Source organism: Hahella sp. HN01, from assembly GCF_018986435.1.
Lineage (GTDB): Bacteria > Pseudomonadota > Gammaproteobacteria > Pseudomonadales > Oleiphilaceae > Hahella.
Genome location: NZ_JAHMIN010000006.1, coordinates 71,745 through 97,555 on the forward strand (window position 1 = coordinate 71,745; position 25,811 = coordinate 97,555).

Annotated in this window: 18 protein-coding genes; 8 read left to right on the forward strand and 10 right to left on the reverse strand. The window is 56.1% G+C overall.

The window, feature by feature from the left end:
• Positions 1-131: 131 nt before the first annotated feature.
• Complete coding sequence (locus KP814_RS07690) at positions 132-485, reverse strand: hypothetical protein (RefSeq protein ID WP_216736214.1); 354 nt, start codon at positions 483-485, stop codon at positions 132-134.
• 22 nt (positions 486-507) lie between these two features.
• Entirely contained in the window at positions 508-1,389 is an 882-nt protein-coding gene (locus KP814_RS07695; RefSeq protein WP_216736215.1) for a hypothetical protein, read from the reverse strand.
• 238 nt (positions 1,390-1,627) lie between these two features.
• Here KP814_RS07695 and KP814_RS07700 point away from each other — a divergent pair, with 238 nt between their 5' ends.
• Positions 1,628-2,458, forward strand: coding sequence for a methyltransferase domain-containing protein (locus KP814_RS07700; protein ID WP_216736216.1), 831 nt, complete (start codon positions 1,628-1,630; stop codon positions 2,456-2,458).
• A 77-nt stretch (positions 2,459-2,535) separates the two neighbouring features.
• Here the strand turns inward: KP814_RS07700 and KP814_RS07705 are convergent, their stop codons facing one another.
• The gene (locus KP814_RS07705) at positions 2,536-3,057 is read right to left on the reverse strand and encodes a ricin-type beta-trefoil lectin domain protein (protein WP_216736217.1); all 522 of its coding nucleotides are present in this window, start codon (positions 3,055-3,057) and stop codon (positions 2,536-2,538) included.
• Positions 3,058-3,080: 23 nt separating this feature from the next.
• Positions 3,081-3,947 carry a cytolethal distending toxin subunit B family protein gene (locus KP814_RS07710; RefSeq protein WP_216736218.1) on the reverse strand — a complete coding sequence of 289 codons (867 nt, stop codon included), beginning with the start codon at positions 3,945-3,947 and terminating at the stop codon, positions 3,081-3,083.
• A gap of 339 nt (positions 3,948-4,286) precedes the next feature.
• Between KP814_RS07710 and KP814_RS07715 the strand changes: the two genes are divergently transcribed.
• Complete coding sequence (locus KP814_RS07715; RefSeq protein WP_216736219.1) at positions 4,287-5,078, forward strand: DUF4272 domain-containing protein; 792 nt, start codon at positions 4,287-4,289, stop codon at positions 5,076-5,078.
• 9 nt (positions 5,079-5,087) lie between these two features.
• Here the strand turns inward: KP814_RS07715 and KP814_RS07720 are convergent, their stop codons facing one another.
• Positions 5,088-5,375, reverse strand: coding sequence for an HlyU family transcriptional regulator (locus KP814_RS07720; protein WP_216736220.1), 288 nt, complete (start codon positions 5,373-5,375; stop codon positions 5,088-5,090).
• A gap of 456 nt (positions 5,376-5,831) precedes the next feature.
• Here KP814_RS07720 and KP814_RS07725 point away from each other — a divergent pair, with 456 nt between their 5' ends.
• The 6 genes from KP814_RS07725 (at position 5,832) to KP814_RS07750 (ending at position 16,791) form a co-directional block, all read left to right on the forward strand.
• Positions 5,832-6,047 carry a hypothetical protein gene (locus KP814_RS07725; protein ID WP_216736221.1) on the forward strand — a complete coding sequence of 72 codons (216 nt, stop codon included), beginning with the start codon at positions 5,832-5,834 and terminating at the stop codon, positions 6,045-6,047.
• Between the two features lie 316 nt (positions 6,048-6,363).
• Entirely contained in the window at positions 6,364-6,957 is a 594-nt protein-coding gene (locus KP814_RS07730; RefSeq protein ID WP_216736222.1) for a DUF2760 domain-containing protein, read from the forward strand.
• On the forward strand, positions 6,954-8,810 hold the full coding sequence (locus tag KP814_RS07735) for an Hsp70 family protein (protein WP_216736223.1): 1,857 nt from the start codon (positions 6,954-6,956) through the stop codon (positions 8,808-8,810). The genes KP814_RS07730 and KP814_RS07735 overlap by 4 nt, the downstream gene beginning before the upstream one ends.
• Before the next feature lie 2 nt (positions 8,811-8,812).
• Positions 8,813-11,605, forward strand: a complete 2,793-nt coding sequence (locus KP814_RS07740) for an Hsp70 family protein (RefSeq protein ID WP_216736224.1) — start codon at positions 8,813-8,815, stop codon at positions 11,603-11,605.
• Between the two features lie 474 nt (positions 11,606-12,079).
• On the forward strand, positions 12,080-14,134 hold the full coding sequence (fusA, locus tag KP814_RS07745) for an elongation factor G (protein WP_216736225.1): 2,055 nt from the start codon (positions 12,080-12,082) through the stop codon (positions 14,132-14,134).
• 128 nt (positions 14,135-14,262) lie between these two features.
• A complete protein-coding gene (locus KP814_RS07750) occupies positions 14,263-16,791 on the forward strand; it encodes an EAL domain-containing protein (RefSeq protein WP_216736226.1) in 2,529 nt (842 codons plus the stop codon).
• A gap of 94 nt (positions 16,792-16,885) precedes the next feature.
• Here KP814_RS07750 and KP814_RS07755 read toward each other — a convergent pair whose 3' ends face one another.
• The 5 genes from KP814_RS07755 to KP814_RS07775 all read right to left on the reverse strand — a co-directional run bounded on the left by KP814_RS07755 (position 16,886) and on the right by KP814_RS07775 (position 25,786).
• Positions 16,886-19,417, reverse strand: a complete 2,532-nt coding sequence (locus KP814_RS07755) for a cache domain-containing protein (protein ID WP_216736227.1) — start codon at positions 19,415-19,417, stop codon at positions 16,886-16,888.
• 2 nt (positions 19,418-19,419) lie between these two features.
• Complete coding sequence (locus KP814_RS07760) at positions 19,420-20,595, reverse strand: ABC transporter substrate binding protein (RefSeq protein WP_216736228.1); 1,176 nt, start codon at positions 20,593-20,595, stop codon at positions 19,420-19,422.
• Positions 20,596-20,643: 48 nt separating this feature from the next.
• Positions 20,644-21,822, reverse strand: a complete 1,179-nt coding sequence (locus tag KP814_RS07765) for an ABC transporter substrate-binding protein (protein ID WP_216736229.1) — start codon at positions 21,820-21,822, stop codon at positions 20,644-20,646.
• Between the two features lie 168 nt (positions 21,823-21,990).
• On the reverse strand, positions 21,991-23,496 hold the full coding sequence (locus tag KP814_RS07770; RefSeq protein WP_216736230.1) for a hypothetical protein: 1,506 nt from the start codon (positions 23,494-23,496) through the stop codon (positions 21,991-21,993).
• A 13-nt stretch (positions 23,497-23,509) separates the two neighbouring features.
• Positions 23,510-25,786 (reverse strand): MFS transporter, encoded by a 2,277-nt coding sequence (locus KP814_RS07775; protein WP_216736231.1) that lies wholly within the window; start codon positions 25,784-25,786, stop codon positions 23,510-23,512.
• Between the last annotated feature and the right edge of the window lie 25 nt (positions 25,787-25,811).

Sequence of the window (25,811 nt, forward strand, 5' to 3'; positions counted from 1 at the left end):
GCTCAGGGCGAACGGGGTGAGGGGAGCGTCTTTAGCTCAGCCCGATTAACAGCATGCGGTTGTCTATGACTTTCTCTAATACTTTGCCCATCGTTGTCTGTGTATCCCCAAGAAAAGTTTTCCAGCAAAGGCTAATGGCCAAGGTCAGGAGTGACCGCCGTCTCGGCGCGCTCAAGAATTTGTATGGTGCAATCCGGGTTTAAGTCGACCTTGTAGGTGATTTTCTCAATGCGTTTTTCGCGGGCGATTGAGACGACGTAACTCCATGTGGACGTCGCTTTTATATTAGTGATCTCTCCATCGCTCACACCGGCGTAGCGCTTTTTAAGGTCTTCCAGGATGAGCGTGTAGGCGCCGAGGGACTTGTGTATGGCGCTGCAGTTCTGTGTCGAGGTGGAAGCTGTGTCGTCTTGCGCTAACGCCTGCGGAGCAAAAAAGGCGACAGATGTCGCCGCCACCCCTTTTCTGAGTCCGTGTGTGATCATTTCTGCTTCGCCAACAGTTGTGTCATGGCCAAAGCTTTTCGTTGCAATAGCGCTGCGTCGTCCACAACTCATCGCTCCAAAATTCCTCGACTTTTCGTCTGTCGTTAATCGCCCAGTGGTAATGTCGGGTGGGATAAACGCTGTCGTCATAGCCAATGCGAACACAGCGACCGGTAATATCCGCATCCTGCGCGGCGTCATAGAAATATTCAGCGTTATCAGTTGTCGCAGGAAGGATGTCGCTTTGCGTCAATGCATTGAACTCGTTGATGAATCGATTGCAGGCGTCTTCAATTTCTTGGTCGACTTTCCAGATGTATTGGTATTGAACCGGTGAAACGCCGGGCGCGCATCCTGCCGCAACCGCCCCATATAAGACGCAGCTTTCACGTAGTGCCGCAATAAGCAAGGGCTCCTTGGATAAAGAGGCGATGCCGACCAGTGAATAATCGTCTTTCTCCTGGGCGATGTTCGCCGCCAATTCCGTCAATGTCGCCAACGCCCACTCATCAGGGGGCAGCGCATTTAGTGCGTAGTAGAGGGGATCATGTCGTGAAGGCAAGAGCCCGCTATGGTTGGCTCCAGCGCCATAAATCGCCGCGTTGCAGACTTTCAGCAACTGACGGTATTCAGGCATCTCTTCCACCTTGTCTGCGGAGTGCGCTTCTTGTTGCTGTAAAGAGCGCATGAACTGAAAGTACTCTGTCAGTGCTTCTGTCTCTGCATAGTAACCCTCTACCGGCCCGCTACATGGCTCTACATCCAATACCTTCGCCACCGCTTTGGCCGCTGGCAGGAGCGTATTCACTTCAAAAGACTGCATGCGCTGACGATACAACTCGTCCAGGGCCAGAATCAGGGTGCGGTTGTCTACGATGCATTCGATAGTGCGTATTTCGGACATAAATACCTTAGCTTGGCGGATGAATATACTTTGACCGGAGAAAGCAGGTTAAGTTAGCTTCGAACTTCTTTGGGGAGTTTGCCAGAGAGGAACAAAGGAGAGAACACTAAATTGAGCAGGTGGCCTAAACGTTTATTCATGACTTGTATGAAAAACAATCTGCAGGGAACATCCAATGGCGCTATGAGTGAGTGAAGCGCAAGAATGATGATAATGATTATGAAGAGAAGGACTTTATATGCCCAATCAAGTCAATGAAGCGATAGAGAGCCACTATGCCCGCCAAGATGTGGGGAGCCTTATATTGGCGGCGCTGGAAGGCGCGGGGAAAGATCTGCATCGTCTTACGCTGGAGGATCTGGCGCCGATGGACGCGTTTCATCTTCGTGGCCGGGCGGCGACGCGTGAGTTGGCCGAGATTGTGTCGCTGGACGCGAGCAGACGTGTGCTGGATGTGGGGTGCGGCATTGGCGGAACCTCGCGTTATCTGGCGCGGGAGTATGGTTGTCGCGTTACGGGCATTGATCTGACGGAGGAATACTGTCGCGCTGCGGCCATGTTGTCCGCCAGAGTGGGTCTTGAGGCGTTGACAGAATTTCGTCAGGGGGACGCTGCTCATTTGCCGTTTGAGGATGAATCCTTCGATATTGTCTGGACCGAGCATGCGGCTATGAATATTCCAGATAAATCTCGGCTTTATCATGAGATTCACCGGGTTCTCAGACCAGGAGGCTCCCTGGCGATTCACGACGTTCTAGCTGGTCCCACCAGTCCGGTGTTGTATCCAACGCCCTGGGCGCGTACGTCTGACACCAGTTTTCTGATCGGGCCGGGTACGCTGCGCAACCTGCTTGAAAGTGCTGACTTCACTATTTCAGTCTGGGTGGACGTCACAGAGGCGGCGCGTTCCTGGTTCGCCGCGCAGCTCGAAAAGATACGGAAGAACGGGCTTCCTTCGCTTGGCGTTCATGTCCTGATGGGGGAGGGGTTTCGGGCTATGGCCGAGAATCAAGGGCGTAACCTGCAAGAGGGACGCATAGCCCTTGCGCAAGTAGTCGCAAGGAAATAGAGGCTTTTGATTGTTGAGTAGGCGCATCCCTGCGCCTGGCTGTTAACGGGGCAATCCAGTGACTTCGTCAATAATGTTTATTGCGTCGGCAACGATTTCGCCGCGCCCCGAGGAACCGTAATCACCCATAACTCGCTGGCGTCGATGGAGCCTGTGGAACAGCTCTTATGGTAGACGCTTGAGTTGGAACTGCCTGAGTCCACATAAAGGCAGTTGGAATTGCTGCGGTTCTGCAATTGCACTGCGCCAGTAGAAGTATAAATCGGCGTGAAACGTTGATGATCGGAGTTGTCGCAAGCCTGCGTATAAACACCGGAATAATCACTGTCTACATGCAGACATACATCTGTGTAATAAGCATTTCTAAAACGCAGTGAACCGTCCGTAAGATATTCCGTCCGCCAGTTGATGCGTTCGAAATCGCTCCCCGTATATTCATAAGCAGGGTAAGTAAATACATAGCCTGCGCCATTATGATAGTTAACTAATAATTGTCCGGTATAAACATTCTCTAAGGCCGCATTGACATAATCTTCGGCGTGAGTGGTTTGCGCTATCGCTGCGCTGATGATAAGTGCAGGTAGAATTCGAGATAACATATTTAATAGTCCTGATTATTTAATTAATAACGTTGAAATCTGACAGGGGTATGGTCTGAAGAAAGTTGTCCGACCAGAGAGGCGATACCCAGTAGCGCCCGCATTAAATTGGCGCTGCCTGCGATGGAGCCGGTGACGGCGTAATCGAGGTTGCCCCCGCTGCGCTGGGTGGCGGAGCCTTGATTGACCAGATTGATATTGGCGTGAACCACCGGGTGGTTGGTCGCCAGTTGCGTATTCAGCGCCTGAGGACTGCGGTTCCAGTCGCCCATGATCATGAAGGGAGCGTTGTTGTTCGCTGTAGCGAAGTAGTTATGCACAGTGTTCACGATCAGCGCGGCGTCCGTTCCCCCGTTGGCGGAAGCGTGAATGGAGAAGTAAGTGTCTCCAGCGGCGCCCACTTCAACGCCCAGAATGGGGCGGGCGCTGGGGTAAGGGGCGGGAGGAGGAAGGATAATAACCCGGTTGGCGCGTTCTTCCGTGACGATGGCGACATTAACCCGGTTGGCGCCAGTGTCGTTGCGTGAAAAATAGATCCAACGGTAATCAGGGCGAGAGCGCGTGCCAATATTCCAACGGTATTCTTCAACCGGAACCTGAACGGCATGGGGATTATCCAGTCGCGGCGGGGKAAGTTGCGGCATTAGTTCAGCGGAATCAGGAACCGAACCAGCTTCCTGAATCGCCAACACTTGTGCGCGATCAGAGCCGCTCAACAACTGGCGGATGCTTACATTCCATTTACTTTCCGATGCATGGCTGGAGCCCTGTAAGTTCCAGGTAACGGCGACTCGATCGAATAGTGCGGCATGAGAAAGTGGAACAACCAGTAACGTTAATGTCCAAAAGGACAGTTGTTTAAATATCCATCGATAAACCTGAATAGGCATTAAAACATCCTCTATTGTGATATATCTTCTCGTTTTGAATGCGAATGCCATCGCATTCGAATTAATTAAACAACGCATTTTGACTTTGGTTCCCTGTTTTTTATTAAAAGATTCTCATATAAAGGATATTTGACCTGATTTAAATGAATGGCTGGCTAAGTGTTTTTATAAGGCCACCTATAAACGTGATGGAGTGATAGAAAAAGATGACTTTTCTGTGTCCGGCGACAGACTGTAAAAGTTGTCTGGAAGACTATGAGTTGTCATTTATATTGCGATGAAAAGTAATGAGTTGTAACTTGTTGTACGCTTTAAATATGTACCTAAGGATGGTTTGCATTGAAACTGAAACTATTTGGCGTGTGTCTGGCGCCGCTCGTTTCTAATTTCATACTGACAGGAGCAATAGCTGTGACGGAAGAACGGGGTATTCAGGTGGCTGAGGAGGCGCTGCAAGGCGTGGTGAGAACTAATCTGGATTCGCCGCAGCCGACCTCGGCGCAGCTGGAGAGAAAACGCAAATATACGGCTGAGGTGAAAGCGCTGGGCGGCCCAGTGAATCAGAATCTGCCGGTAGTGGAAGATGCTGCTGCAATTGAACCAAGAGAGAAGGCCGACGTTGCGCGCAGAGCGATTGCCGTGGCCATTGCGGCGGTCAAGGCGGAAGGCATGCCCCATGAACAGGTGCGCGGGATTATCGACAATTGGGGCGCGGAATCCTATTTCTCTCCGGAAGAGTTGGCGTTTGTGAATACAGCGACGCCATCGGAAAAAGACCGGAGCAAATTCAGCTGGCGCTATGAAGGGCTGGACGTATTGTTATGGGCGTTGGGTTATCAAGAGGCTTTGCCGCCGCCAGATCAGATATGCGATGTTGAGTCAGACGTTGGCGTCATTGTCAGTCATCCAGGAGACGCTCTGGCGACACAAGCGCAGCTTCGCTCTATGGATGAGATGCTTGATATGGCGGACTTTTATTATCGTCTGCATTGGGCGGCGATTGAGCTTCGCATGAAAGGCGCAAGCAATGCCGCCATTAATGAAGAAATCATTATGGAACGGCATTACGCGCTTAATTGGCTGATTCGTTATATGAATCAGGACTGGGACGCTATTACCACTGACACCTGAGCGGTCAGATCATTGTGGTTGAAACAGGTCGTCGCCCAGTTGGTCGATGGCGGTTTTTACCTTCATCAAGGTAATTTCATTGCATTGTTCTTTGCTGGGGATCTGGTCGGCGCGGATGAACTGGTGTTCGCGAATCTCGCCGTCGATCTCTTTGCGAATAATCGCGCCGACGCCGTAATTTCCGCCCAGATTACGCGGCTTCAGAATTATCTGGAAACCTTTGTGTTCGATAATATCTTCTGGCTCAGGGGCTTTTTCGCCGCCGAACATGGATTTAAAAAATGAGCCCAGGCCCATGCTTTTCTCCTGTTTATAACAAGGTAATGAGGACCTATGAGGTCCCGCTCAGTCGCTTATTGTGGCGTAAGCGCGGGATTTTTCAAATGGATGAGGTTCTTGTCCAACTTCCGGCGCTTAGAAGTATTAAGTCGGAGGATCTATTTGTCCGACAGGACGGGATCAGCGGTTGGCCGAGTGGGAGAGGCCAATCGAGTGGGTAAAATCACAAAAGGATGATGACTTTTTGACCGATTGATACATTTATTAATAATCTTAAAGTAATCAATTAAGATCGCCGTGGTATTATAAACAAATGAATGTTTGTTCTGGACGACAAACAGGGTAATATAAATCGGCCTCAAATTGTCTTGATGCGCCGCCTCCACTATATTGAACGAAACCTGTCCACTGTCGGATTTCGACCTCCCGGACAGCTTTTCAATTAACTCGATAGCTAAAAACGATTACTCATACATGCAGTTAAAGATTTTAAAAGATCTGAAAAAGCTCAGCCCACGGGAAGTCTCGCAACGCTTGTCAGAAGCGCTGCAGGAAATGGACTCAAGCATGAAAGATCGCAAACAGGACGACTTCAAGCGGAAACTGGATCAGTTAATGGAGGAATACCACAAGGATATATCCGACGTGATTGATATTCTGTCTCTTAACGAAATTCATAAATCAGATTAAATAAAGTTCCCGCGCGTAACCGTCTCTTTCACGAGCAGTCTTTATAGTGAGCAGTAGAATGATGGCAGACGCCGAGTCGTCCGCCGTACGGTGTTACTTCGTCTTTAAGTTATTGCTATCATATGCGCCGGCTGAGCCGCCGCACTGCGTCTGCACGCCCGAATTATCCGCCGCCCGGGCCAACAAGTTTATTTGTCTGTTGCTGTCGTATCACAAGCCCGGCGCGTATTTGCGCTTCCTATGATGCGCATATGTATATTAATTGATCAGCAACAGAATCCAGCATCAACATAGCTAAGGATTAAGAGAGAAAATAATGAATCTGAATTTAACCGCAATGCCCACAACAATTGATCTGTTGCATTTGGGATTGGCTGTATTCGCAATTGTATTTCTGGCGGCGTGGCTGAGCGCCAGAAAAAATGCGAAATCACAGAGCGTCGCGTCGCAGCCTGCGCCGCAACCGGTTGAAAAACCCGCCGAACCGGCGCCGGAAGTCAAACCGGAACCTGTTAACCCCTTTAAAGATTCAACGCCGGATTCAGCTCTGCAGTTATTGGCCCTGTTACAACAAAACGCCCGCTTTATCGACTTCCTGAAAGAAGATCTGGCCGGTTTCAGCGATGCGGATATCGGCGCGGCGGCGCGCGTCGTGCACGAAGGCGGGCAAAAGACCCTGAACGAATACTTCACTCTTGCGCCGCTGCGTCAGGAGGAAGAAGAAACTAGCGTCACACTGCCGGAAGGATTCAACGCCTCTGAAGTGCGTTTGACCGGCAATGTCGCAGGCAAGGCGCCATTCACCGGCGTGTTGGTGCATCGCGGCTGGAAGGCGGTGGACGTGAAGCTGCCGAAACTCGCCAAAGAACATGACGCCTCCATTATCGCGCCGGCGGAGGTCGAACTATGAGCGATATGAACGCCGATAGATCGCCCCGTTATAGTGTGGGCATCGACCTGGGCACCACCAACTGCGTGCTGTCCTACATTGAACTGACCGATGAAAGCGGTCAGGCGCTGGACGAAGATCAACTGCGCCAGGACGTAATGACCGTGCCGCAACTGACCCGTCCGGGCAGTGTGGAGGAAAAGAAGCAACTGCCGTCATTTTTATATCAACCTCATGAATCCGAGCTGGGAGAAGGGGAGTTGGCCCTGCCCTGGGCGGTCAGAGCGGATGCCCTGGTGGGCGGCGTCGCCCGTGAACTGGGGTCGAAAACGCCGATGCGTCTGGTGGCGAGCGCCAAAAGCTGGCTGTGTCATGGCGGTGTCGACTGCCGTTCCGATTTTCTTCCCCTCAACAGCCCGGAAGAAGTGACGCGCATTTCTCCTCTGGCGGCGACCATTCGTTATCTGGAGCACCTGTGCAACGCGTGGAATCATAAGCACCCGGGCTATCCGCTGAATGAACAGGACGTGGTGGTGACGGTGCCTGCGTCGTTCGACCCGGCTGCCCGGGATCTTACCGTAGAAGCGGTGAAAGCCGCCGGTCTTGGCAATCTGACTCTGTTGGAAGAGCCTCAAGCAGCGGTTTATAACTGGATCAAGGCCAGTGGCGGCTCCTGGCGCGACCAGGTTGGCGTTGGCGATATCGTGCTGGTGGTGGACATCGGCGGCGGCACCACGGACTTGTCCTTGATTGCGGTCACCGAGCAGGACGGCGGACTGGAACTGAATCGCGTCGCGGTGGGCGAACATATTCTGCTGGGCGGCGACAACATGGACCTGGCCCTGGCTTATCGGGTGAAGAACAAGCTGGCGCAGGAAGGCAAAGAACTGCAGCCCTGGCAGATTCAGGCGATCGTACATGGTTGCCGCGACGCCAAAGAAGCACTGCTGTCGGATCAGGACGTGAACGCGGTTCCGATTGTGGTGCCCAGCCGAGGTTCGAAACTGCTGGGCGGCTCCTTGCGCACGGAATTGACTCGTGAAGAAGTACAGCAGACCCTGGTGGAAGGCTTTTTCCCGCAAGTCGGCGTTCACGAACATCCGAAACAGCAAATGCGTCGAGCGCTGACACAAATCAGCCTGCCTTACGCCCAGGACGCGGCGGTTACTCGTCATCTGGCGGCGTTTTTGAGTCGTCAGCACGCCGCCGCCAACGAACTGTTGGCGCAAAATGAAAGCGAATTTATCAAACCCACCGCAGTGTTGTTCAATGGCGGCGTACTTAAAGCGCCGGCTTTGTCCTCGCGTCTGATGAAGATCATCAACCACTGGCTGAGCGACGCTGGCGCGCCTTCCGCAAGATTGCTGCAGGACAGCGATCTTGACCTGGCGGTAGCCTGCGGGGCGGCTTATTACGGCTATGTGCGCCGTGGACGCGGCGTACGCATTCGCGGCGGCATCGCCAGCGCCTATTATGTGGGAATCGAGAGCGCCATGCCGGCGGTGCCTGGTATGGAAGCGCCGATGGAAGCCCTGTGCGTCGCGCCTTTCGGCATGGAAGAAGGCTCAGAAGTGAAAGTGGAAAGCCAGGAACTGGGCTTGATCGTTGGCGAACCCGTGCGCTTCAAATTTTTTGGCTCCACGTTGCGTCGCGATGACGAGCCGGGCATGGTGCTGGACGCCTGGGGTCCGGATGAACTGGAAGAGTTGCCGGAAATCCAGGCCTCGCTACCGGCGGAAGGGCGTCGTCCGGGAGAAATCGTGCCGGTGCGTCTGTCGGCGCGGGTCACTGAAGTCGGCACCCTGTGTCTGGAGGCCATTCCCAGAAACGGCGATGCAAGATGGCAGGTTGAGTTCGACGTACGCGAGGGCTGAGAGTGAAATATCTGGTAGGGATAGATTTGGGCACCACTCACACGGTGGTGGCCTATACGGACATCTCAACAGGAGCGGAAAACGCCGTTCCCAAGTTGTTTGAAATCGAGCAGTTGGTGGCGCCGGGCGAGCTGGCGAAAAAGCCCATGCTGCCGTCTTTCCGCTACCATCCGGCCCCCGGCGAGATTGCGGAGCATCATCTGCAACTGCCTTGGCGCCCTCAGGCGTTACCCGGTGAGATCGATCAGGTTGTGATCGGCGAATGGGCGCGGGAGTTGGGCTCCAAAGTCGATGGCCGACTGGTGTCCAGCGCCAAGAGCTGGCTGTCCCATCCCCAGGTGGAGCGCACTGCGGACATTCTGCCCTGGGCGGCGGCGGAGGACGTGGTCAAAGTGTCTCCACTGCTCGCCAGCGCGAGCTACCTGCATCACGTCAGACAGGCCTGGAACAGGGAGCATCCGCAGGACCTGCTGGAACAGCAGGAAGTCGTCATCACGGTGCCGGCGTCTTTTGATGAAGGCGCCCGTTCCCTTACTCTTGAAGCCGCACGTCTGGCGGGCTTGCCGGAAGTTCTGTTGTTAGAGGAGCCGCAGGCGGTCGTATACGACTGGTGCGCGCGTAATAAAGAACAGGCGCAATCACTGTTGCAGGACGCCAGACTCTTGCTGGTGTGCGATGTTGGCGGCGGCACCACAGATTTGAGTCTGATCAGCGTGGCGGCCGGGTCCGGCGATCAAGGGGAGCTGACCCTCAATCGCGTCGGAGTGGGCGACCACCTTATGCTCGGCGGCGACAATATCGATCTGGCGCTGGCCCATATAGCGGAACAGCGCATCGCCAGCGCGCGTAAGCTCAGCGCAGCCGCGCTTTCCCAGCTGATCCAGCAAACCCGAAAAGCCAAAGAGTTACTATTGTCGCCGGAAGCGCCTGATGCCGCTTCCGTGACGGTGCTGGGCGGCGGCGCCAAGCTGATCGGCGGCGCTAAAAGTTGCGAGCTGACCCGTGAAGAAGCCCACCATATCGCCGTGGACGGCTTTTTTCCTCTTTGTGAATTCAGCGAGCGTCCCGCCAGGCGACGCAGCGCGGTGGTGGAGTTTGGTTTGCCCTATGCGCCGGACCCTGCCGTCAGCAAATACATTGCGGAATTCCTGGCCCGTCATGAGCAGGCCTGCCGACAGGCGTTGAAGACCAGTGAAACGGCTGCGGCGGTTCCCGACGTGCTGTTGCTGAACGGCGGCGTATTCAACAGCCCGTTACTCAGTGAGCGGGCGCAGGCGCTGTTAAGTCAATGGAATGGCGCCCCGGTTAAGCTGCTGGATAATGCCCATCCCAATCTGGCGGTGGCTTTTGGCGGAGTGGCCTACGGGCTGGCGCGTAAAGGCGCGCAGATCAAAATCGGCGGCGGCTCGGCGCGCTCTTATTTTCTGATTGTGGAGGCGTCCACTGACGCCGCCGCAGACAAGAAGTTTGGCGTTTGCTTATTGCCCAAAGCGACGGAAGAAGGCGAAGAAATCCGTCTGCATGGTCGTAAATTCGCGTTGCGTATCGGACGCCCGGTGCGTTTCCACTTGGCGTCCTCAACGGGCGACAGGACATTCAGCGCGGGCGATCTGCAGGAAATGAACGATGACGACTTCATCTTCCTGCCGCCCATGGTGTCGGCGTTGAGCGCCGATGCGGAGGACAGCGGCGCAGAAGTTGAAGTGGAACTGAGCGCGGTGCTGACGGAGGCCGGCGCGTTACAGGTCGAGTGCGTGGGAATCGCCGGCGGCGACGCCAGCCCACAACGCTGGCGGCTGGATTTCCAATTACGCAAACAGACGCCGGTGGAAGACAGTAGCGCGCAATTGCCCGCCAAGTTCGCTGAAGCGGCGGGCAAAATCGAAGCGGCCTACAGTTCCAACAAAAAAGGCGGCGACTCCATCAAAACGCTGCGCAATGATCTGGAAAAGCTGCTTGGTAAGCGCGACCAATGGGATATGCCCACGCTGCGCGCCGTTTTCGACAAGTTTCTGGAAGGCTCAAAAAATCGTCGCCGTTCCGCAGCGCATGAGCGTATCTGGCTCAATTTCGCAGGATACTGCCTGCGTCCCGGTTTTGGCGATCCCCTGGATGACTGGCGGGTGCAGCAAGTCTGGAAAATTTATCAGCAAGGGCTGCAATTCGATAAGGAAGGGCAGCTGTGGAGCGAATGGTGGACCTTCTGGCGTCGTGTCGCTGGCGGGCTCAACAGTGAGCAGCAGCAGCGCGTTTACAAAGATGCGGCGGTCTACATTAATCCGGCCGCATTGCGTAGCCGCAAGCTGGTGGCGACGCCGGCGTTCAAGTCCTACGAGGACATGGTGCGATTGGCGGCGGCGCTGGAGCGCTTGCCAGTGGAAACCAAGGTCGAAGTCGCCAAGTGGCTGTTACAGCGTCTGCAGAAACCCAGCGAACCTGTTGCAAGCTGGTGGGCGCTCGGACGCATCGCCTCGCGGCAGCCTTTCCATGGCAGCGCGCACAATGTGGTTACTGCAGAGACAGTGTCCGGCTGGTTGCCGCAGTTGCTCAAACAAGACTGGAAAAAGAATCAGGAAGCGGCCTTTGCTACGGTGATGCTATCGCGCATGAGCGGCGATCGCGTACGGGATCTGTCCGAAGCGGACCGCAAGGCGGTTGCTGCGGCGTTGAAAACCGCCAAGGCGCCGGCGGTCTGGGTCGACATGGTGTCCCAGGTGGTGGAGCTGGATGAGGCGGAAACCAAGCGCGTATTCGGCGAAGCGTTGCCCTCCGGGCTCAAGCTGTTGGCTGAATAGGCGACAGAAATCTGTCAGGGTCGACGTCGCCAGTTTGTAGCGGCCAGTCTGTAGGAAAGTAAAAAAACCGAGGCGCCCACCCTGGCTCATTAACGCCTCGGTCGCTGGGAGGCTCTCCTGCGATCGCAGACGCCAGGAGAAGCCGCCGTAAGCGGAAAGGGGGAGTCAGAAACGGGGTAAGCGCTTCTGAAACCGCTGTCGGACAGGGATAGTATCTCCAGAGCGCTCGGATACTTCTGTGTAAAATTGCGCTTTTATTCCGCTGAATATCCCCATTACGACTTTATCGGTTTTTGCTAACCCCGCAATTTTCCCAAATCCCGGATTTTCTKCTTTAATTCATAGAAATACTCCTTCCAGAATCCATCGCAGTTCGTGTTTTACGACGGGTCCTCCGTGCGGAATACGATCGGGATACTGGCCGAAGCTCCGTTTGACGACGCAAGTCGTCTCCACTCACCAAAAGGAAGAGCTATGGCGCAGTACAGCACAGAAAACATCCGCAATATCGCGCTTTTGGGACACGTCGGCTGCGGCAAGACGACCTTATTGGAAGCGCTTCTGGTTAAATCCGGAGAAATCCCCAGCGCCGGCAGCGTTGAAAAAGGCGCCACTCTCAGCGATTTCGATCCCCAGGAAAAAGAGCTGGGGCATTCCCTCTACACCTCCGTATGCAGCCTGGATTACGACGCGGCGCATATTAACTTCATCGATACCCCCGGCTATCCCGACTTTCTTGGGCGGACATTGAGCATATTGCCTGCGGTGGACTCCGCCGCGCTGGTCATCAATGCGCAGGCGGGCGTGGAAATGGTGACGGAGCGTCTGATGGCGGCGGTTAAAAAGCGTGAGCTTTGCCGCATGATCATCGTCAACAAGATAGACATGAACGATATCGACTTCGCCCAACTCATGGAGAGCATTTGCGAAGCCTTTGGTCCTGAATGTCTGCCGATCAACCTGCCGGCGGAATCCGGTCATGGGGTGGTGGATTGCTATTTCGCCCCGGACGAGAGTCGCGCCACGGACTTTTCATCCGTAGAGAAAGCGCACAGTGCGCTGGTGGATCAGGTCGTGGAGGTAGATGAGAAGTTGATGGAGGTGTATCTGGAGCAGGGACAGGAACTCAATCCAGAGCAGTTGCACGATCCCTTCGAACAAGCCTTGCGGGAAGGGCATCTGATTCCCGTCTGCTTCGTGTCGGCGCAGACCGGCGCCGGCGTGGAAGAGTTATTGAAGGTGATTTCCCATCTGATGCCGACGCCTCTCGAAGGCAACCCGCCGCAATTTTTGAAAGGCGAGGGCGCCGAAGCCAAGAAGGTGGCGGTGGAGCCGGACCCGGGCAAGCACGCTATCGCTCATGTGTTTAAAGTCGCGGTGGACCCTTACGTGGGCAAGTTGGGCGTGTTTCGGATTCATCAGGGACGCATCTCCCCGAACTCGCAAATGTATGTGGGCGACGCCCGTAAACCTTTCAAAGTCGCCCATCTGCTGAAACTGCAGGGTAAGAAAACCCGGGAGACCGCCTATGGCGTGCCGGGAGATATTTGTGCGGTGGCGAAGGTGGATGATATCGAATTCGACTCCGTGCTGCATGACTCGACGGACGAGGAGCAATACCACCTCAAGTCCATCGACTTTCCGCCGCCGATCTGCGGCATCGCCATTGAACCGGTGCGCAGAGGGGATGAGCAGAAACTGTCGGACGCCTTGCAGAAGGTGTGCGCGGAAGATCCCAGTCTCAAGCTGGAGCACCGCGCTTCGTTGAATGAAACAGTGATGTACGGGGTCAGCGACTTGCATCTGCGGGTTGTGTTGCAGCGCATGAAGCAGCAGTTCAATGTGGAGGTGGTCACTCATCCGCCTTCCATCGCCTATAAAGAAACTATCTCCAAGCCTGCGGAAGGACATTTCCGTCATAAAAAGCAAACCGGCGGAGCAGGGCAGTTTGGCGAAGTCTATCTGCGGGTGGAGCCTCTGGAGCGGGGCAAGGGCTTTGAATTTGAAAACAAAGTGGTGGGGGGCTCCATCCCCTCTCAGTACATTCCCGGCGTGGAAAAAGGCGTGCGCCAGGTGCTGGAAAGCGGCGCGATCGCCGGCTTTCCGTTGCAGGACCTGCGGGTGACGGTGTACGACGGCAAACATCATTCGGTGGACTCCAAGGAGATCGCCTTTGTCACCGCCGGCAAGAAAGCCTTTCTGGATGCGGTGACCAAAGCGCAGCCGGTGGTGTTGGAGCCCATGGTGAGGCTCAGTGTAACTGCGCCAGCGGCCAGCGTCGGGGATATCACTGGCGATATTTCCGGTTCCCGGGGCATGGTGACGGGCAGCAACGCGCTCAGCCGCAACAGGGCTGCGGTGTCGGCGTTGATTCCACTGGCGGAGCTGGACAATTATCAGTCCAAATTGAAATCCATGACTGGCGGAGAGGGCGCTTATACGCTGGAATTCAGCCATTATGATTACGCGCCGCCGAAGCTACAGCATGAGTTGATGGATCGATACAAACAAAAACAAAGCGGCGGATGAGCCGCCTGACAGGCGCTTAGCCGGAGTGGGCGGCGTTACTGAACGGGGGGAGACGACAAGCGGCCTTGAAATCCACGGCCGCAGGGCTATCTTTTGGATAAGGGCTAACGGGAATCAGAGTCTCTTTCATGACGACTATCTTGCAAGCTGATGGATTCGAGGATTGCGCCACGATCGAGGATCTCTCTGAGTTCACGGTCTTAATTGTCGACGACTCGCCTCTCAATCTGGATGTGGCGGTGGCCTGCCTGGAAAGCCGGGGCTACCGCACTCTCTCCGCCGAAAATGGCATGCAGGCGCTGCAAATCGCTGCGCAAAACCAACCCTCCCTCATTCTTCTGGACGTGATGATGCCGGAAATGAATGGGTTCGAAACCTGCCGCAAGCTGAAGAAACTGGATGGCTGCGACGATATTCCCGTGATTTTCATGACGGCTCTCAGCGACGTTAAAAGCAAAAAGGCGGGTTTTGACGCAGGCGGCGTGGATTACGTCACCAAGCCTTTCCAGGTCGAGGAGCTGGCGGCTCGGGTGCACACCCATATCGCTCTCAAAGTCGCCTATCAGCAACTTAAGGACAGTGAGCAGCGCTACCGTAAATTAGTTGAGACCACCCCTGACGCCATTCTCGTGGAAGGGGAAGACGGCATTGTATTTCTGAATTCCGCAGCGGTGGGCATGCTGAAAGCGGATAACCCGGACAAGCTGCTGGGCGGCGCGTTGCTGGACTTTGTCGCGGAGGACCAGAAGGAATACGCGGCTATACAGCTAAAACAGGCTTGTTCGATGGACCGAAGCGCCGGCCCGCCGGAAGTCATGCTGTTGCGACAGCTTACCGGGGGCCGCGTTGAGGTGGAGGTTAATTGCATTCCTATTACCTATCACCGCTCGCCTTCTCATATGTTTGTGTTACGGGACATCACTGAGCGTCGGCGTCAGGAAGCGGCGATTGAGTTTCAGGCGACTCATGACGCATTGACTGGTTTGCCTAACCGCAGCCTGTTCCTGGACAGAGTCACCCAGTCGATCAATCACGCGCAGCGTAACGAATCCCGTTTGGCGCTGATCTTCATCGATCTGGATAAATTCAAGCTGATCAATGACACCCTGGGGCATAACGCTGGTGATGAGTTGCTGCGGATCATGTCCAAGCGTTTGCAGGATTGCACCCGTAGCTGCGATACCCTGGCCAGGTTCGGCGGCGATGAGTTCGTTTTGCTGGTGGATAACCTGGAAAGTGAAGGGGATCTGACTCATCTGGCGGCGCGTCTGATCAGCTCCGTCAGCGCGCCGGTGTTGTTGCTGGGACAGAGTCATTCGATTACCTGCAGCCTGGGCATCAGCAGTTTTCCGGAAGACGGCGACAACGTGGAAGCGCTGATGCGTCATGCGGATATCGCCATGTACCGGGCCAAGGAGTCTGGACGTAACGCCTATCAGTTCTTTACTCACCAGATGCAGGATCGCCTTAACGAGCGTCTGAAGCTGGAAAGCAGTCTGAAACAGGCGCTGGAGAATGACGAGTTCGTCTTGCACTACCAGCCTCAAGTGGATTTGAGCACGGGCAAGATCATTGGGCTTGAGGCTTTGATCCGCTGGCAGTCGCCCACCTTGGGGCTGGTGCCGCCGGGGGATTTTATTCCTGCGGCGGAAGAGGGGCGTTTGATCTCCGCTATTGGCGAATGGGTCATCTTCGCCGTGTGTAAACGTCTGGAAAGCTGGCGGCGGCAGGGTCTGAAAATCGTGCCGGTGGCGATCAACATTTCCGCTTTGCAGTTCATGGAGCAGAAAACCGAGGAACTGGTGAAGCAGGCTTTGAATCAATACATGGTGGAGCCGAAATACCTGGAGTTGGAGCTGACCGAGTCTCTCTCCATGTTAGACCCGATCACCTCTATCTCTTTAATGCAACGGCTCAAGGATATTGGCGTGTCCCTGTCCATTGACGACTTTGGCACCGGGTACTCCAACCTCAGTTACCTGAAGCGCTTTCCCGTTAACAAGCTGAAAATTGATAAATCCTTTGTGTCTGGCCTGACCAATAACCCGGACGATTATTCCATCGTCAAAGCCATTATCCGCATGTCCCAGAGCCTGGGCTTAAAGACGATTGCGGAAGGGGCGGAAACGGCGGGCCAGATCGCCCTGCTGGCGGCGGAAAACTGCGATGCGATACAGGGCTTCTACTTCAGTCGCCCGCTGCCTGAAGAACAGATCTGCGCCATGCTCAAAGAGCGTCCGCGCCTGGACATCAGCGAGTTTGGTCGCAGCCGGGACAGAGGCGCGGTGCTGGTGGTGGACGATGACGCTAATATCCTGCGCAGCATCAAGCGCATTTTGCGAGATGAGGCCTACGAAGTGCTGGTGGCGAGCAATACGGAAGACGCCTATGAAGTGCTGGCGCGGCGCGAAGTGGCGGTGATCGTTTCCGATTTGCAGATGCCAGGAGAGAGCGGCGTGCAGTTTTTCTCCAAAATCAAAACCATGCATCCGCGGTCATTGCGCATTCTGCTCACGGGGCACGGCTCGTCGGAGAGTCTGGAGCGGGCGATCAACCAGGGGGAAATTTACCGTTATATCTCCAAGCCCTGGGACAATACGCATTTGCTGGATACGCTTAGCGCCGCGTTCAAACAATATGAAAAAGGCGTCGGATGACGCCTTGATCTTTATCTGCCCGCCCTGTCTGCTCTGATTCCGATCCGTTCCCTGTTTTAACTTTTCCCGGTGAGAAGTTTTCGTTGACGCCCGCCTATTTGGCGCTGCGGTCGGCGATGCGCGCTTTGGCGGTGGGCAACCAGCGCGCCAGTGACGCGTACAGTTGCTGGATATTGAAAGGTTTGGCGAGGAAGTCGTCCATCCCGGAATCCATGCAGCGCTGCTGGTCCCCTGGCAGGGCGTTGGCGGTCAGCGCCACTATCGGCAGGCGTCGGCTGCCGGGGTGGGATTGCTCCGCGGCGCGAATGGCCATGGCGGTTTCGTAGCCGTCCATAACCGGCATCTGGCAATCCATCAACACCATGTCGTAGTGGTTCTTGGCCAGGCGCGTCAGCGCTTCGCGACCATTCTCGGCGATGTCAGCGGTGATGCCGATCATATTCAGCAGCTCTACCGCATATTCCTGATTGATGGGGTGATCTTCCACCAACAAAACGCGTCCGCTAAGCGGCGGATTCTGAGTGCGGCCAGTTGCGCCTCCGCTGGTTTTGGTGGTTAAGGTGGAGACGCCGCTGGTGGCGGGATCTTTTTCCAGCCACACGGAGAACCAGAACGTGGAGCCTTCGCCGGGACGACTTTCCACGCCCAGCTCGCCGCCCATCAGTTCCACCAGGCTCTTGGAGATGCTCAAGCCAAGTCCGGTGCCGCCGTAGGTGCGGGTGGTGGAGCCGTCAGCCTGAGAGAAGGATTCGAAGATCTTTTCCTGTTTCTCCAGGGGGATGCCAATGCCGGTGTCGCTGACCGATATTTTCAGCTTCATGTTGCGGGCGTCTTCATCGCTGATTTCCACGATGATCTGAATGCTGCCCTGCTGGGTGAATTTAAGGGCGTTGCCCACCAGGTTGGTGAGGATCTGCCGCAGGCGGCCGCTGTCGCCGATCAGGGTCTCAGGAATGCCATCGCTGAGGGCGCAACCCAGTTCAATGTCCTTGCTGTGCGCCCGGGGTGAGAAGATATCCACGAGGTAGTTGAGCAACTCCGGCAGCTTGAACGCGTGATTATCCAGCTCCAGCTTGCCGGCTTCGATCTTGGAGAAGTCCAGAATGTCGTTGATGATATTCAGCAGCGACTCCCCGGAACTGACGATGGTGTCCAGGTATTTGCGCTGCTTCTCCGATAATGGCGTATCCGCAAGTATGCTCGCCATGCCCAGCACGCCATTCATCGGCGTACGGATTTCGTGACTCATTCTGGCCAGGAACTCGCTTTTCGCCTGATTGGCCTGTTCCGCGGCTTCTTTCTCGCGACAGGCTTCCTTGATGTTCTTTTTCAGCTCCACTTCCATGAAGATGAACGACTCCGCCAGACGTCCCACCTCATCGCGAGAGCGCACCGCCAACGATTGAATCGTGCTGTTCGGCTGGTCGTCCTTGAGGAAATCCTGTGACGGCAATTGTTTGGCGTAATTGGTGAGGAAGTCCAATGGCCGGGAAATGCGCGACACCCAGATGAAGGCCACGAGAATGCTGCCAATGAAGAAAAAGGCGATGACCAGACTCTGGCTCTTCACCAGATTTTCCGCCGGCGCGGAGATTTCCTCGACCGGCACCACCACGGAGAGGTACCAGTCGAAAGGTTTGAAATAGCTGACGTAGGCGACTACCTGCCTTTCTTCATCACGTTTGGAGCCGGCCACAAAGGGGTCCTGGTAGTGATACACCACCTGGCCGATTTGCTCTTGCGCCGCAATTTGCCCGATCAACTCGGCCAGCAGATCCCGCTGCTCGCCATTCAACGGCTTGGGCGCGTCGCCTTCTTCGCCATTGCCGGGCGGCGGCACCAGCACTTCGCTCTGGCCGTCAAACAGATAGGCGTAGCCAGTGTTGGCGACTTTGATGTCAGGGAACGTCTTACGCAGACTGTCGATAATGGCGCTCATCTTCTTGCGGCTTTCCGCTTCGACGTACTCGAAGTCCACCATGGCGACGAGGGTCAGTTTCCAGTCGGGCAGGGGAAGGAAGTAGCCAATATGGCGGCTGTCGCGGTCGCTGCCGGGTTTGCGCCAGTTGAAGATGGCTTTGTCCCCGGAAGAATCCAGATTGTCGTCCGCCATGGTCTGGTAGATGACGCGGCCTTTAAAATCCCGCAGTGAAGTGATGTACGTCGCTTCCACGCTGGGGTCCGGGTGCGCCATGACGCCGCCCTGGCGGTTGAACACAAAGACCTCCACTTCGCCGAAGCGCACGTCCCGCAGCCACTTGAACGCCATGGCCTCGGCCTCTTCCTGGGAGACCTTGCCTGATTTGTACAAATCCCCGTACACCTTGAAGGAGGACTGCGCGATTTCCGACACGCTCTGCAAGTCGCTTTGCAGATTGGAGAGGATTTCTATTTTGTCGCCGGTCAACTGATCGTAACCGGCTTTGATGTTCAGCTCGACCAGCTTTAATACGTTTTGCGCAGAGGATTCTTCAGCATGAAGCATCGCGCGTCCCACGTCACGATGCGTGAAATAAAGAATCGACAGCGCCGCTATGGACATGATCAACAGGATGAGAGAAATGATCCTGGTTCTTAGCGAGTAAAAACGGTAGCGGCTGAAAAAACGGCTGTTAGCTCGAACCATGTTTAATCGGGAACCTGTATTTCTCGAAAGATTTCGTCTGCAGCGGCAAGCCAGTCTGCGCGCAGGTAGATGCCAATGACTTCCGCCGTCTTAAGGTTAAGGGATATATTGGTCTTCTCCTCAAACAATTGTTTCAGGGCTCTGGGGCTCGCCCCGTTTATAACCTGACCCAGGCAGGAAGCCAGGTAATTACCGACGGATTCGAAGTCCGGCCGCGACATACTCATCAAAACGCCATATTTTACTTCTTCCGAGCCCAGTTGGGAAAAAGTGGGCAATTTATGCTTATTGGCGATCTTAACTATTTTCGGAATGCTGCGCTCATTTACGCCGCCTTGCATGGTAATGTACAGCGCGTCCACCTCCGGCGCCAGCTTGTCGATGCATGAAAGTACGCTTTCCACCGCTTTGCTGTTGTCCGGAATATCGCTTAGGGTATAACAACTTACCACTTTGAAGCGATTCTCCTTGGCGACTTTTTCGATATTCTCCAGCGCCGCATAGGCGCGCCCGTCCACCGAGTTTTCGTAGGCCACCCCGAGGCGCTTGAAGCCCACCGCTTCGTGAAACACCCGCAGTTGCTTTTCGTAACGCTGGGGCGACACCCGGGCGAACACGTGATCATAGCCGGAATCTTCGGCGCTTTTGATGATGCCGGACTGAATCGGATCGCTGGCGGAAATCACGAAAATGGGGGTGTGGTGGCGATTATTGGCCAAATCCTGACCCGCCCAGGTGCCCATGGCGAAGACCAGATCGATATCTTTCTGCCGGTTCATCCTGTCGATAATATCCGCACGAATTTTCTCCCTGGAATCCTGTTCCCAGTCTGCGGAGTAGTAGGCGTCGTCCAGAAACGTCAGGTACTGACTTTTGGCGTTATGCGCCAGCCAGGTCCAGAGCGTGCGGGCGTCTGCCTCGCTGCTTGGCAGCTCCACGGGTTCGATCCACCCCAGCGCTATCAGGCCGCGGATGGTGGCTTCAAGGTAGTCGTGATAGTTGCCATGGGGGCCGCCTTCGTAATAAGCCAGACGCCATGGGGCGTGAGCGGGCGGATTTTGCGCCTGTGGCGTATCAGGCGGGTGCGAAGCGGCGGCAGGAGGCGTCATGGCGAGCAGGAGAGTGAGTCCCAGCACGCCTGTGAAGCGGAAGACAATCCTGATGATCGAATTGCGCATGAGATGCTCCATCTTGCTGGCGCCCGCTCTGAGAGCGGGCGGTTACGCTTATTGGGGCGTTTCGACCTCTCTGTAAATCTCGTCGCTGGCGCCGAGTAACAACAGGGAGGGGTTGAACCCGATGATCTCTGCGGTCTTCAGGTTAAGCGCCATTCTCGCCGGTTCTTCAAACAACTGGGGCAGTTCGTTGGGCTTGGCGCCATTAAATATCCTGGCCATGGTCTGCGCGTGGAACTCGCCAAAATACTTGAAGTTGAACTGCGACAGACTGGCCAGCACGCCATAGCGAACTTCTTCGGAACCGGACTGGGAGAACGTGGGCACGTTGTATTTTTGAGCGGTTTTCACGATCACCGGCAAAGTCTTGCGGGTGACGCCGCCCTGTTCGGTGATGTAAATGGCGTCCACTTTCGGCGCCAGCTTCTGGAAGCAGTCGATGACGCTGTGCTCCGCCATGCTGACGTCGGCGATGTCGCTCTTGGTGTAGCAGGGCACGATGGTGAACTTGAGCTCTTTGCTCAACGCCTCGATGGTGTCTACGGCTGCGTAACTGCGGCCGTTCTGGGTGTTCTCGTAGGCGATGCCGAGCTTTTTGAAACCGGTAATGTCATGGAATACCCGGATATGGCGATCATAACGGAAGGGGTCCATGGTGGCGTGCAAATGGTCATAACCGGAGTCGTCGATGCTTTTGATGATGCCGGCGGAAAGAGGATCGCTGGCGGAAAACACCAGCGTCGGCGTGCTGTGCTCGTTGTTGGCCAGATCCAGCCCCGCCCAGGTGCCCATGGCGATCATCAGGTCGATGTCTTTCTTTTCGCTGAGCCGCTTGATGATGTCCGTCTTCATCTGGGCGCGCAGGTTGTCGTCCCAATTGGCGTTGTAGTGGGCGTCTTTGACGAACTCGATATAGTCGCTCTGGGCCGACTCAGAAAGCCAGCGCCATAGATCGCTGGTCTGATCGCCCTTTTGGGGAGGGATGTCCGCCTTTTTGATCCAGCCCATATCCATCAACGAGCGCACGGTGACGATCAGCTCCCGTTGATAATCCGGATACTCGCCCCCTTCGTAGTAGCCAATTCGCCAACGTTGACCCTGATTGGTCGTCGGCTCCATGCTGAACTTCGAAGCGGCTTCAGCCTTGGCGGATGTGGCCGCAGTGGCGACGCTGGTGAACAGCGTCAATGTCAGTGATATCAGAGCGACCAGATAAAGTTTTATCCTCATTCGCTGTTCTCCTTATGCTCCCCAAACTCGTTTTCGCAATTATAGTTCCCTAACACCTCACTCGCTTTGACTGCTTTACTGCGCTACTGCAACTTTTCCATATAACCCTTTGTTTCTATTGCGCTCTTAATGGCGCACTATCAGGCATTCTCAGACCTTTGGGCGTTCTCAAGCCTCAATGGTCACCGGGACGCCCGCCAGGCGATGTCGACATTCACCCGCGAGGGTGGCTGCCCAGCCTTCCGGCATGGCCCCCTGACCGGTCATCACGTCCGCCGTCGTTTCCAGCAACGAGGCGATATGCGCCTGCTCCACGGTCATGGCGCGAATGCGCGCCACGGCGCTGGCGTCCAGCCCGCCGGCGGCGATGATCTCAACCGGACCCGCCGGCACGTAGCCATCGTCGCGAGTGCGGGTGACTACGGTTTGCATGCCTGACAGATAGAATCCTGTGAAGGCCTGGGCGATGGCTTGAAAGCGGGCGTCTTCGCCAAAATGGCGTTGTAGTGCGTTCAGCACGCCGCGTTGCATCCGAGGAAGGTAGGAAGCCTGATAGTAACCGCCGGCGCAGGTTACGCCGCGGGCCAGGGCGATGACAAGAAAATTCGTGAATAATGAAGGCAATAGACGACCTGAGTGAAGTTCCTGCAATAACAAACCGGCCGTCAGGGGAACTGCATAATCGCTTTGTTGTCCGTCCACTGCACGCAATGTCGCCGCGCCTCCGTCTTCAGCCGTCAGGCCGAGTGATACTCTGCGCCCGGCGTCGTCAACGCCCCAGAACAGAAAGGTGCCGGAACCGTTGACTCCCTTAAGTTCAGCGTCCAGAGCCCGCAACAAAGGCTGCTCGAAAAAGAGAATGGAAGCGAGACTATCCGGGTTAGCCAAGTCATATTCCAGAAGCATAGTCGCTATTTTTTCCATTTCCAGATAGACCAGCGTTGGCGCGGATACGTTGGCGGCGAACAGACGGCTCCAGACACGCTGGTTCAGCATCACCGCCTGATCCGAGTAATCCGCGGCGGCCATCACCGCCTCCGCCTCGTATTCCTCTTGCAGCAGGCTGAGAGCGGTCTCGGCCAGTCGGGGGGCGTCGTTGCTGACGGCGCGTAGGCGTTTCCGAGCGTTTTGCAGCATGGTTGCGTCCAGGGCGGGGGCGCGGGCGACGATGGTGCGCTTCAGGCGGTCGGGAAACAGGGGTATTTTCAGCGGAAAAGCGCCATTGGCGGCGCTTTCGGCGAACTTAGCCTCAGGATACAGCAGCATTCCCCGGGGATAGGTGAGATTGTTGAGGGGAATATTGGCGCAGGCGAACACGGGCAGGGTAGTCGCCCCCGTGGAGAGTCCAAACAGCAGCGTGCCTTGCACGGACTGGGCGAAATAATCCACGCCGTGATGATTGGCGGTCAGGGCGACGGGATGACTGAGAATATCCGCACTGACCGCCGTGGCCACCGCTTCGCCAAGCAGGGGCGAGACATAGCGTTGCAATACGTCCGCCAGATCCTGGCGAGGCTGAAAACTGCTGGGGGCGATGCGAAACCCGCTACGGGTGTAGTCACAGACCGGGGAGCGGGCATGCGCCTGCAGTGCGCCGTCGACGACGGGAAGACGCGCGCGAATCTGGGTCAGCAGCGAATCGGTCAGGCTGCTTTCCGACAGGAGTGATTCCATGATGAAGAGGTCCTTATGCGGTTTTGCTGCGGCTGGAAATAGCGCTCTGGCTTTGACGGGAGGGCGACTGCTGCGACTTGGGCTGCGCCGGCGCGGCGCTTTCCTCGGTCTTGCTGCTGTCGCCGGCGGGCGTCTCCCGCGCAGCCAGTAATTGGAACAGAATGACAGTGATCAGATACGCGCCCCCCAATACCGCCACGCCGTGACGGATATCAGACAACCCCACTAGCCCGGCGAACAACATCGGGCCAAGCATCTGACCGATACGGCTGGACGCCCGGAACAGGCCGAGCGCTTTGCCTTCCCCCAGTTTTTTGCTGACGTCCAGATGCAGGACGTAGGCGCTCTGGGAGGACAGCACGAAACAGTTGGATAATCCCAGCAGAATGACGGCGCAGGAGGTCGCAGCGACGCCCTGCAGGCCGATAAAAGACAGAAACGCGACGCTGCCAAGCAATCCGCCAATAAAAATGGGAATTTTCTTGCTTGGCATACGATCCGCCAGTCGTCCGACCAGAGGACCGAGAAAGGTCATGCAAAGCCCGAACAGCATCAATATCTGCCCGATCTTGGCTTCCGGCGCGCCAATGCGGCTCAGATAGACCGGCGTGAAGTAGTGCATGAAGCCAATGGCGGCGATGGCGGCGGGCAGGCTGCTGAGCAGACTGACGGCGATCACATTACGATCCCCCAGAAAGCGCCAGATGCTGATTTCCCCACTATGAGTTCCGGGGCTGGCGGCGGCCTTGGGCGCAGCGGGGCCGGATACGCCCCGTCGCAAGTAGATGACCGCATAGGCGACGACGGTGAACACCAGCAACGCGCCAGTAAGGAACACCGCCTCGTAGCCAAAGCGCTCGGCGATCAGGGCCCCGGTGGCGGCGCCGCAGATACTGCCTGAATAAAGACCGGCGAACAGATGCGCCAGCCCTTGGGTTTTAGTACGGGTGTCGGTGTGACGCACGACGAAGCCCTGCGCCGCCAGCAACGTCAGGCCGTAACCGAAGCCCAGAATGGCGCGGGACAATACGAACTGCAGCGCATCCGGCGCCTGCCAGGAGTACAGACCTCCCGCCAGCGTCAGCAACAGCCCCACTGCGAAGGGCGGTACCCAGCCTTTGCGGTCCAGCCAGGCGCCGGAAACAAAGATGGCGACGCCAACGCATAAAAACTCCACCGCAACAGGCAACCCGAGCGCAAACTCTCTGGACACGCCGGGAATGACGTCATAAAGCCGCTCCATGTGCAAAGGCAGTATCGACATGGACAGGTCCACGCCGAATAGAAACAGGAAAATCGCCGGCCGCATGGCTTTGTACAGCTCAGATGCCGCGGGTTGGGGCGCAGAAGGCGCAGTGTCAGGGGGATGTGAGGGCTCCGCCGGCGTGCGCCCGGCGAACAAAACCACAGACATTTCCACTGCGATCAGCAAGGCGATCAACATGATGGTGGCGTTATCCGCCACCAGCGCAATGAACTCCGCGCCGCTGTAGGCTGCGTCGCCCTGCGCCGAGGTCAGGTCAGCCTGAATGGAGAGCCAGGCGGTGACGAACAATGCTCCATGGGCGCTGGCGGCGGTGAGAATGCCGGCCCCGGCGCGTGCGAGTCGGGCGAAACGACGGGCGCCTTTACTGTCGCCTTCCTCAATCGAAGTGTTGGCGACGCGATTGAGCAAAACCAGCAGCAGCGTCATGCCCGCCAGTACGGCGAACCCCGCTGCGAATCCTCGCGCCAGACTTTCCCACACTTGACGTGCGCGCTGTTCGCCATTGGCGGCGGTAACGGCCTTGTCCAGGGTCACCATAAGGGTGACGTCAGAGTCTGGCTGCGTCGAAGAAAGAATGATTTCGAATCGATCCTGGGTGGTTGCGTACTTCAGTTCGTCGCCAGGAAGCCGCTTTAAGCGGTAAGCATTGGGAAGGTCGGCGCCGATCTGGCTGGCGTCAGTGCTCAGGGTGACGACGCCATTCCGGGCCAGAGCAAGCTCCGGCCCGGCGAAGGAGGACGCATCGCCGGTCTGTCGGCCCATATTCTGGACGGCGGCCTTGAACACGGCGGAGGCGCGCAGTTTTTCCGACAACTCGGTTTGACGTTGACTCAAATCCTCAAGATCTGTCGTATTTTGGATACGGATCTCTTTGATTCCCGCGTCAAACAGCGACGCGGACAGAAAGTGCTGCTCGTGCAAACGCTCGAACACAACATAAGAAAGGAAAGCGCTGAGGGGCAGTGTGAGAATCAGCAATAGCGTCATTCTTGCGGAAAACCGCATCGGGTTTAGCGCGTCCATTTAGTGACGGTCCTCATAGCTAAGT